The following is a 10,548-nucleotide window of genomic DNA, read 5'->3' on the forward strand; positions in this document are numbered from 1 at the left end:
CGTGCATGTCTTCTGATGCTTCAGTCCGAACCACGAAAGGCTGAAGAATGACCCTTGCCGTTACCGCCCCAACCCGGAGTAGAAGTACCATTGCGCTCGCTGCCGTCTGTCTCTCCGCTCTGATGTTCGGGCTGGAAATCTCCAGCGTGCCGGCGATCCTGCCGACGCTCGAGCAGGTGCTGCACGCGGATTTCCGGCAGCTGCAGTGGATCATGAACGCCTATACGATCGGCGTGACGATGGTGCTGATGGCAACCGGCGCGTTGGCCGACCGCTTCGGTCGCAAACGCGTCTTCATCGCGACCATCGTCGCTTTCGCCATTTCCTCCCTCGCCTGCGGCATGACTGAAAGCGTGGCGGTGCTGATCGGCGCACGCTTCCTTCAGGGACTAAGCGGTGGAGCGATGCTGGTATGCCAGATCGCCATTCTGTCACATCAGTTCCGCACGGCCCGCGAGCGTGGAATGGCTTTCGGCTGGTGGGGTATTGTCTCCGGCGTCGGGCTGGGTTTCGGGCCGATCATCGGCGGAGCCATCGTTGCGCTGTGGAGCTGGGAGTGGGTATTCCTCGTTCACGTGGCCCTCGGCATCCTGACACTGTTCCTTGCCGCAAGCGGTGTGGAAGAATCGCGTGATCCGGATGCGACCCGTCTTGATCTTGCCGGTATCGCCACACTTTCGGTTGCCGTGTTCTGCCTTGCGTTTTTCATCACCCAAGGACCGGAACTCGGCTTTGCCAGTTCAAAGGCACTTCTGATCCTTGGTCTATCAGTCGCGAGTTTTATCGCCTTCGTGATCGTCGAAAAGCTCACTCCAAGGCCGATGTTCGATTTCTCCGTATTTCGCATCCGGCCATTTTCCGGCGCGATTATCGGCTCGGCGGCGATGAACATCAGCTTCTGGCCGTTCATGATCTATCTGCCGATCTGGTTTCAGGCGGGCCTTGGTTATGACAGCGTCACCGCCGGTCTCGGTCTGCTTGCCTATACGCTGCCAGCGCTGGTCGTACCGCCGTTGGCCGAGCGTCTGTCGCTGCGTTATCAACCCCGTCTTGTCGTCCCGGCCGGGCTGTTCACCATCGGTCTCGGTTTCATGCTGATGAAACTTGGCAGCAGTGTCGCAGATGCGAGCTGGCTCACCATGCTGCCCGGCTGCATCCTGTCCGGTGTCGGGCTTGGCCTCACCAACACGCCGGTCACCAATACGACAACCGGTGCCGTTCCCGCTGCCCGTTCCGGCATGGCCTCCGGCATCGACATGAGCGCGCGAATGATCTCGCTTGCCATCAACATCCCGATCATGGGCTTCATTCTGGTTGAGGGCGTCTGGTCGTCGCTTAGGGCCAACCTGCCGTCCGGCGCGGATTTGCCCGCCCTGCGTTCGCTCGCGGAGAAGATCGCGGCGGGAACCGCGGGATCGTCGGTGGAGCGTGTTTCGGATGCACTCGTCCATCAGGCACTCGCGGACGGTTTCGGTCTGGTCATGCTTTATGCTGGCATCAGTGTCTGGTTGCTCGCCGCTCTGAGCTTTGTGGTTTTCGGCCCGGCGCGAAAGCTTGCCCACGGTTAGTGGTGCCCGGGCGCTGGGACGATAGTCAGGCGGATTTCAGGATTTGCAGTCCTGCCGAAGGTTGGGCGGCCGCAGTCTCCTCGCGGCTCCAGCGGCCAAAGGCGGAGCGGCCCAAAATCGCAATCGACGTATCCTCCTGCGGCGCATGGACGAGCACCGTCTGGATGTCGCGGAAATGTCGTTCGAGGCCCAGTTCGCTACCAAGACCTGGATTGCCGATGCCGCGCACTGCGATCTCGACGGCATCACGCAGCTGCCGGCCGGCAAGCAGCCTTGCCCTGATGAATCCTTCCGCATCGCCATTGTTGTTTTCGAGCGTGCCGAAAATGATCTGGCGGGCGCCGGAGACCAGAAGATCGATTTCGCCTGAAAGCGTTATGAAACGTTCCGTGCGGGCGATGGGATGGCCGAGATTGGCCGGCACACGCTCATGCGCGAAGCGGATGAACTTGGCCTGAGCGGCTTCTGCTACGCCGAGGTAAAGCGCTGTCAAAGCCAGCGTGAGTGCCGCATGCGCCCGGTTGTCCTGCTGGGCGACCGATGGATCGACGAGGTCGATGACGTTTTCCGCCGGGATTTCGACATTGGCATATTCGACATCGTGCGATCCCGTAGCGCGCATGCCGAGGCTCTGCCAGTTCTCGATGACCTTGATGCCCGGCAACCCGTTCGGCACCACGAATGTTCCCACCCGCGCCGGCGTTTCGTCAGTATGCGCCCAGACAAGGAAATGCGTGAGACCATATGCGCCCGTCACGAAGCGTTTTCGGCCCGTGATAGACCAGCCATTGTTTGTCCGGCGGGCGAGCGTCGCGGGCAGGCCACCGCGCGCCGGCGACCCCAGCTCCGGCTCGACACGCGCGGCATTGAGCAGCAACGGCCGTTGTTTGGCGTCCATCAGAAGCCGCCGGTAGAGATCTTCGGGCCAGTGGTTTTTCGCGGCCTGGGCGAGATGGGTAAAGATCGTCATGGCGCTGATCAGCGCCACGGAAGGATCGCCCCGGCCAAGTGCCGCGAGAATGTGGGCGGTATCGGCAAGCGTCGCTCCTTGGCCGCCATAACGTGTCGCAACCGTGCTTTCGAGGAGGCCGCTTTCGTGAACGGCACGGATACCCGTCCAGGGAAACTGGCCAGTCTGGTCCGCATCCGGTGCGGCCTGTTCAAGGATGCGAGCGGTTGCGTCTAGGACAGTTGGGTCATGAGACATGCGTGGTCGAGGCTCTCTGGCTGTGGGGAATACCATTTCCCCATCAGGGGCGATTGGCTCCGTCTGCACTTCAAAAAAATGCCCGGTCAGGCGACCGGGCCGGATCGCGGCATTATGCAGCGGTCTTTTTCTTCGCATCTTCCCGTTCGCGAATGCCTTCGCGGACAAGCGGCAGGATGTAGCGGCCATAATCCACCGCGTCGTTGTAATTGTCGTAGCCGCGGATCGAGATCAGGTCAGCGCCAAGATCGATGTAGTCGAGGATGGAATCCGCAATGGTGCGTGGCGAACCGACCAGCGCAGTGGTGGCGCCGCTGGCATTGGTGGCGGTGACCGTCGGATACCAGAGGGCGCGATCATGCACATCGCCGCGTGCGGCGATTTCCAGAAGCCGTTGCGAACCGACATTGGCCGGGCGCGGCGCGTTGAGCGGTGCGCGTGTTACACCTTTCTGGCGGTTCTCGTTCAACCGATCCAGAGTTCTGTGAGCCTTTTCCCAGGCAAGCTCGTCCGTCTCGGCGACGATCGGCCGGAATGTGACCCAGATCCGGGGGCGATCCGTGCGGCCCGCCTTTGCGGCTTCCGCATAGACCCGCTCGATCTGCTGCTTGGTTTCGGCAAGCGGCTCTCCCCACAGGCCGAAGATATCGCAGAGCGAACCACCGATGCGATAGGCGGCGTCCGAGGAGCCGCCGAGCGAAATCGGAATAAGCCCGTTTGTGGGCCGCACCGCGCTGCGGAATTGCTTGAACTGGTAATATTTTCCGTCGAAGTCGAAGGGCTCTTTCGAGGTCCAGGCCAGGCGCAGGATGCGGATATATTCCTCCTGGCGCTCATAGCGTTCTTCCTTGTTGAGGAAGTCGCCTTCACGCGCCTGTTCTTCATCGCTGCCGCCGGCAATGAAGTGCACCACGACACGTCCACCACTCAACTGATCGAGCGTCGCGAGCGACTTGGCCGCAACTGTGGGATAAACCGTGTTCGGCCGCAGGGCGACGATGATCTTGATGTTTTTCGTGTGCGCGAGCACCGTGGCGCCCAGCGTGAAAGGATCGAAAGACGATGAGGAGTAGGGGATCAGCGTATAGTTGAAACCGTAATCATCAAGGGCGCGGGCATAGCGCTCCAGAAAAACAGGATCCACAGGTGCGTCTGGAACGGGGTTTAGATCGTTCGATGCATTGGGAAAGCTTACGCTGATAAATTCCGCGGACATGGGCGCTCCTTCAGGTTCAATGCAAGCATGTTAGGGCGCGGCGCAGGAACGAGGAAGACAGGTCTTTCTTTTTCTATCGAATATGTAGAAAATATTCCCTGCGACGGCCTTCGATATAGGACCAGCAACCGCCGCCGCGTTTCCGTCTTCAAGTCGCTGCCACGAAGTGGCAATCGCTCGGTGCCCTAACGGTTACAAGGTGGGCGCCCAGCCCAGGCTCGAAGCCACCGTGTCCGCCAGATCGGTCAGCAGTTGTATGTTTTCGGCGAGACCGAAGGCAGGCGGCAAAAACAGCACGACCTCATCGGCTGCTGCAAGGCCAGGATCGTTGAATACCGATTCCAGCACCTGATCGGGCGTGCCCTGGAAAACGGGCGAAATTTGAAACCCCGCTGGCTGGGCTGCCTGTTCGAGAGCGCCTTTGGGGCGAGACGCGGCAATACCCTTGGTACGCCGCTCCAGATCATAGGCGGCGTATTTTTCGCGAAGCTCGGCCGTGGTGCCAACCAGGATGGAGGCGGCGACGGCGACCGGCGGCGGTTCCGTTGTCCATGTCTTGCGCCATGTGGAACGGAAGGCCTCGATGATGCGGGCCTGATATTCCCCGAAGCTCTCGCCTTCTGCCTGGTCGTGCTGGACGGTTCCCGAGATAAGGCCGATGCCGAGTTCCGCCGCCTGCACAGCCGAAGCAATGCTTGCTGCACCCTGCCGGATGCGCGAACGCAGTGTAGGGCTATGCGGCGTGACACGCAGTGCCGTGCCTTCCGGGTTGGATTGGCCGCCTTCGACACGGTGCAGGACATCGCCAGCGATTGCCGAGAGGAAGCGGGCCTGACGACGTCTGGCCTCTGTGCGGGCATCGGTGTCGACCGTGCCGAATACCGCGTCAAAGGCGGCGTTTGCGCCGGTCGAAATGGCAAGTTCCAGTCGCCCATCAATCAAAAGATCGGTCGTGCCGGCCGCCTCGGCAAGCAGAATCGGATCCTGATAGCGCATGGGGATGACCGCAGAACCGAGCGTAATATGCCGGGTATGCTGGCCGGCAGCGGCGAAGAACGGAAGTGGCGAGGACAGATAGTGATCGAAATGCCGCTGATAGGCCCAGCCGGACTGGTAGCCCAGTTGTTCGGCAGCCTTGAACAGCTCGATACCCTCACGCAGCCCCTGCGCCGGCCCGGCATCGTCGCTGAAAGATACGCGGGTATTGAAGCCGAGCCGCTGTTTGGGGCGGAAGGACGTGGACGCAGTATCGATGGGTGCAGCGATGGTCATGCGATCTTTTCCTTATCGTGAACCCGCCGGGGCAGCGGCTGTGGCGCACGGGCGATGGTTGCGGCACCGGATGGGATCGATTCCAGCAGCGACGCGGTATAGGGGTGCTGCGGATTGTCGAAGATATCGACGACCGTTCCATGTTCGACAATACGCCCGCGCTGCATCACCGAAACGGTGTGGGCGAGCTGGCGTACCAGTGCCAGATCATGGGAGACGAAAACATAGGTCAGGCCGAGCTTCGCCTGCAGCGAGAGCAGCACATCGACGATGTCTGCCTGGACGCTGACATCAAGTGCGGAGGTCGGCTCGTCGAGCACGATCACATCCGGTCGGAGAACCAGCGCCCTTGCAATGGCAACGCGCTGGCGCTGGCCACCCGAAAGGGCCGTCGGCTTGCGGTTGAGAAGGTGTTCGCTCAAGCCCACATTGGCCAAAGCCTCACGAACAGTTTCGAGCCGTTCCGCACGGGTTCCGATCTTGAAACGATCAAGCGGCTCGCGCACCAGCTGTTCGACACTCCAGGTGGGATCAAGCGAGGTAAACGGGTTCTGGTAGACGAACTGAAGATGGCGCCAGGTTGCACGCAGCGACGTGCGGGAGCGGCCGGTCAATTCTTCGCCGGCTACCGATATTGTGCCGGTGTCGGGTTCCTCGAGGCCAAGCAGCAGCCGAATGGTTGTCGTCTTGCCAGAGCCGGACTCGCCAACCAGCGCATGGGTGGTACCTGCAGGCACGTTGAAGGAGACGTTGTTGACCGCCGTCAGCACCCTGTCGCCGACCCTGAAATTCTTGGTGACGGCATTGACCGCGATCTTTGGCGTCGTGGTGGACTCTGCCTTCAGCAGACGGAAACCCGGATCGCGCAGCCGGGCGTAGCGATCCGGATTGAGTGCCGGCACGTCCGCATGCAGCTTCCTTGCATAGGCAGAGGCCGGTGCGGAAAACACCGATGCGGTGCTTCCGGCTTCCTGAACCTTGCCACCCTTCAGGACTACCAGCGAATCCGCCCGTTCGGCGGCGATCGCCAGATCGTGTGTGATGAGGAGCAGGCTGATATCCAGCTCGTGCTGCAACCGCGAGAGCAGATCGAGGATCCGCTTCTGGATCGTCACATCGAGCGCAGACGTTGGCTCGTCTGCGACCAGAAGTGACGGGCGCGGCAGAACCGCAAGGCCTATGAGCACCCGCTGCAACATGCCGCCGGATAATTGGTGCGGGTAGGACTCGTAGACAACACCCGGGTTTTCCAATCCCACCTGCGCGAAGGTCTCGAGAATGAGGGCCTTGCGGATCGCCTTGTCAGGCTCGTCGAGAAGTGCGGCCGCCTCCATGGCCTGCGCGCCGATTGTCCGCACCGGATTGAGCGAATTGCCTGGATCCTGCGGGACAAAGCCGATGGCGCGTCCCCGCAGCGGTCGGAAGTTGCGCTCTGGCAGTCCCAATATCTCCTGATCACCAAAGGTGACGTGGCCGGTGGCATGTCCCCCGCTTGGCAAAAGCCGAAGGACCGCGCGGGCGATTGTCGATTTGCCGGAACCGGACTCGCCAATGAGGGCAAGGCTCTTGCCACGGCCGAGTTCGAAACCGACATTGCTGACGACCTCCTGGCCTCCATAGGCAACAGAAAGATCGTTGACCCGGAGAAGCGGGACAGGAGCCTGCTGCGGCTGCGGTCTGGCCGCAAAGGTAACGGGGCGGGCGATAGTGGTGGTCAGTCTGTCTTGCGTAGCCATCGGCTGATCCTGTTTACAGAGAGGACGGTCGCGATTGTGACGAAGGCGGGGGCGTATACGAGCCACGGCCATTTGAGGTAATCCTTGCCGATCGAGATCAGCAGGCCCCAGTCGGAGGCGGGCGGCGGGTCGCCGTATCCGAGAAAGGCAAGGCTTGCGATCACGAGGATCGACTCGCCGAACTGCAACACGGCAAGCGGCAGCACCGAGCGTGACGCGTTGGGCAGAACATGGCGCAGAAGGATGAACCAGCGCGAGCCGCCGAGCAGGTACGAAGCCTCCACGAATGTCGCCTGTCTGGTCTTGATGACCTCCGCACGCGTGACGCGGGCAAAGACCGCCACGGCGGAGACGCCGGTGGCGATGGCGGCATTGATGGTCTCGAAACCGATGGCGGTGACCACGATCACCGCCAGCAGAAACTTTGGAATTGCCAAGAGAACATCGACCAGCCGGGCAAGTGTGATATCGACCCAGCCGCCGAGAAAGCCCGCAAGAAGCCCGATGAGACCGCCAGCGAAGACGCCGATGACGACCGCGACGAGCGCGCTGGAGACGGAAGAGGACGTGCCATAAACGACGCGTGCGTAGACATCGCGGCCAAGGTGGTCGGTGCCGAACCAATGCGCAAGACTTGGGCCGAGCAATTTGTCCGTCGGCACCCCGACGACCGGGCTGTGACTGGTAAACAGGCCGGGCGCCAGTGACCAGGCGACGACGAGCGCGATAATGGCGAAGGACAAGGCGACGGTCAGCGGTATCCGCAGGCCTGTCAGCCTGTTTGCAGGGGTCGCACCCGGCAGGGAAGCGTTCGAGGCGAAAGTCATGGTGTCACCGCCTTGGTGGTGGTGGAGGAATCCTCTGTAATGGCCAAGCGAGGCTTTCGCGCGCCGAGAATTTGCACGCGTGGATCGAGCAGGGGATAAAGAAGATCGGCAATCAGGTTGACGAGCACGAACACCACGGCTCCCAGCGAAACGATCGCTTGCAGGACAGGCAGGTCCTGCGTGCTCACGGAGCGCTGCACCAGGCTGCCGAGACCGGTTCGCCCAAAGACAGACTCGGTGATGAGTGAATTGCCAAGCAGTTCACCGACGGTGATGGCGATCACGGTGACGACGGGCAACGAGGTAGGCTTGAGCAGATGCTGTGCAAACAGCCGCGCCTGTCCGATGCCGCGGCTGCGGGCGACGGCCGCGTATTCCTGTTCTGCCTCCCTGTCGAGGTTCGCTATAAGCACCTCGGCGATTTGCGCAGAGAAAGGAATTCCGATTGTGATTGCGGCAAACACCGTTGCCCAGAAGCTATCTGGTTCGATAACGCGGAAGAGGCGCAGCTGAAAGCCGAAGAGATGGATCAGTATCAGGCCAATCACAAAATTCGGTGTCGAGAGAAACAGCGATGGGAAAGCTCGTAGCAATCCCTGGCCGTAGCGCTTTGGTACCACCTGGGTTCCGTAAGCAACGGCCATTGCCAGAATCAAGGCGACGGCAAGTCCCGTGGATGCAAGGATCAGTGTCGATGGCAGCACTTCAGCGATGAGGGTCGCCACCGGCCGGTTGGAGCGCATCGACATGCCCAGATCGCCAGTCAGAAACCCCGACAGGGACGACCACAGCTGCACGAGAACCGGTCTGTCGAGGCCCTGCGCGGCGATGATTTCCGCGATCTCCTGCTCGGTGAACCCGTTTTGCGGGTTCCGGAGCACGCTGGTGATCGGGTCGCCAGGCAGGATGCTGACGACCACGAAGGTGAAGACATAGGCCAGCAGTATGACGACGACCGCCTGGCCAAGCCGCTTTGCGGCGTAGGTTAGGTAGGCATTGCTCATGCCGGTGACCTCCTTCAACGTTGCCTTGTTGTGCGCATCAGTCGCTGATGGAGGCGGTGTAGTAGCTGGCATAAGCCACGCCGTTATACACTTCGCCCTTCAGCTTCGGGGACTGCACGTAGATCCGCTGCACGATCTGCGTTCGCGGAATGAAATAGCCCTGCTCAAGGACATATTTCTGCAGCTCATCGAGAAGCGGGCTGCGCTCGTCGACAGAGCCGGCGCCGGCGATCTTGTCGCGCAATCCGTTGAGCGTCGCGTCGCGGTCGTCAAGGGCGAACCAGTTCTCGCCATTATTGGCGTTGGTGAGAATGCTGGCGACGGTGCCTGCATCGATGAAGCTGCGCGTCACCTCATAGGTCGGGATCGCCGCACCGCCGAATTTGACCTTTTCACCAAAGGTCACGACGTCGTAAGCGCGGATAGCGACTTTCCAGCCGAGCTTGCCGAGTTGCTGGGCGATGAGTTCATCGACCGACTTGGATGTCGCGAGATAGGGATTGGAGTGGATCGTCAGCGACAGCGGTTTGCCGTCTTTGGTCCTGATACCATCGGCACCCTTGACCCAGCCCGCCTCGTCGAGCAGCTTTTCGGCCTTGGCGGGATCGTAAGCGAGAAGTGCGCTGTGGTCGGTCGCGCCCGGCACGTTGCTCTGGATGAAGGACGTGGCGAGCTTCCAGTCCGGCGTATAGACGGTGTCGATGATTTCCTGACGGTTTACGCCGGCCTGAAGTGCCTGGCGAACCTTCACATCATCATAGGGCGGAAGCTTGGTGTTGACCGCCCAGCCGTTGACGAAGCCGAGATAACGCGGCGTTGCGACGGTAAAGCCCTCTTCGTGCAGTGACTTCAGTTCCTGCGGCGAAGCATTATAGGCGACATCGGCCTGGCCGGACTGGACCGAGGCGACACGCAACGACGGTTCCGACACCAGCTTATAGGTGATGGAATCGAGGAAGGCCGGGCCGGTGTGGCCAACGGCGGCAGGACCCCAATTGTAATCCTTGCGCTTGACCAGCTTGACGTAATCTCCCTCCTTCCAGGATTCGACCACATAGGGGCCGCTGCCGGAAGTCTTGCTGAGATCGGCCTGCTGGGTGGCGGGCTGGGCGATGGTCTTCGGCGAGATCAGGATCGAGCCGTGGTAACCGAGCGTCGGAATAAAGCCGAGCGTCGGCTTCTTGAAGAAGACCTTCACCGTGGATGCGTCCACCGCTTCAGCATGGTCGTAGGTCTTGGGGAAAAGACCGATCGGGTTGATGCCTTCGCTCTTGCGTCCGGCATACCAGATGTCGAGATTGGCGACGACCGCCGCTGCATCCAGCGGTGTGCCATCGGAGAAGGTCACGCCGTTTTTGAGGTGAAGCGTGAATTCGGTGGCATTGTCGTTCTGCTCCCAGCGCTCGGCAAGCCAGGGGCTGACCTTACCATCGGCATCGACATAAAGAAGCTTGTCGGCGACATGGCCCCAGATATGGCCCTGAAAGCTGGAAATGGCGCTGTTGTTCGGGATCCAGGTGTCGCCGAGAGAATCGATGAGGAAGGTGATGTCGCCGCCATTGCGGGGGGTATCTGCTGCCTCAACCGGAGCAGGCGCCATCGTCGTCAGAAGCGCGATTGCCCCTGCGAGAGTGGTGGTCAGCAGACCCCGACGGGAGAAGGAAAAAAGCGAAGAACGTATCGTCATTAAGAAATCCTGATTGGTCGCGTTGTTTCTT

8 protein-coding genes are annotated in these 10,548 nt (G+C 61.0%); 1 reads left to right on the plus strand and 7 read right to left on the minus strand.

The features are described 5' to 3' along the window. The first annotated feature begins 47 nt into the window (after positions 1–47). On the plus strand, positions 48–1,568 hold the full coding sequence (locus tag ACQZ5Y_RS22725; protein ID WP_025595262.1) for an MFS transporter: 1,521 nt from the start codon (positions 48–50) through the stop codon (positions 1,566–1,568). A 25-nt stretch (positions 1,569–1,593) separates the two neighbouring features. Here the strand turns inward: ACQZ5Y_RS22725 and ACQZ5Y_RS22730 are convergent, their stop codons facing one another. The 7 genes from ACQZ5Y_RS22730 to ACQZ5Y_RS22760 form a co-directional block, all read right to left on the minus strand. Beyond that, a complete protein-coding gene (locus tag ACQZ5Y_RS22730; protein ID WP_025595261.1) occupies positions 1,594–2,775 on the minus strand; it encodes an acyl-CoA dehydrogenase family protein in 1,182 nt (393 codons plus the stop codon). Positions 2,776–2,887: 112 nt separating this feature from the next. Continuing rightward, entirely contained in the window at positions 2,888–3,991 is a 1,104-nt protein-coding gene (locus ACQZ5Y_RS22735) for an LLM class flavin-dependent oxidoreductase (protein ID WP_003518064.1), read from the minus strand. A gap of 192 nt (positions 3,992–4,183) precedes the next feature. Then, on the minus strand, positions 4,184–5,263 hold the full coding sequence (locus ACQZ5Y_RS22740) for an LLM class flavin-dependent oxidoreductase (RefSeq protein ID WP_013762003.1): 1,080 nt from the start codon (positions 5,261–5,263) through the stop codon (positions 4,184–4,186). Beyond that, positions 5,260–6,999, minus strand: coding sequence for a dipeptide ABC transporter ATP-binding protein (locus ACQZ5Y_RS22745; RefSeq protein WP_003518066.1), 1,740 nt, complete (start codon positions 6,997–6,999; stop codon positions 5,260–5,262). The genes ACQZ5Y_RS22740 and ACQZ5Y_RS22745 overlap by 4 nt, the downstream gene beginning before the upstream one ends. Beyond that, on the minus strand, positions 6,978–7,826 hold the full coding sequence (locus tag ACQZ5Y_RS22750; protein WP_003518068.1) for an ABC transporter permease: 849 nt from the start codon (positions 7,824–7,826) through the stop codon (positions 6,978–6,980). Before ACQZ5Y_RS22750 ends, ACQZ5Y_RS22745 begins: the two co-directional genes overlap by 22 nt. Beyond that, entirely contained in the window at positions 7,823–8,830 is a 1,008-nt protein-coding gene (locus ACQZ5Y_RS22755) for an ABC transporter permease (protein WP_174060194.1), read from the minus strand. Before ACQZ5Y_RS22755 ends, ACQZ5Y_RS22750 begins: the two co-directional genes overlap by 4 nt. A 37-nt stretch (positions 8,831–8,867) precedes the next feature. Then, positions 8,868–10,517 carry an ABC transporter substrate-binding protein gene (locus tag ACQZ5Y_RS22760; protein WP_112290708.1) on the minus strand — a complete coding sequence of 550 codons (1,650 nt, stop codon included), beginning with the start codon at positions 10,515–10,517 and terminating at the stop codon, positions 8,868–8,870. Positions 10,518–10,548: the final 31 nt, after the last annotated feature.

This window comes from Agrobacterium sp. A3-95, from assembly GCF_053521785.1.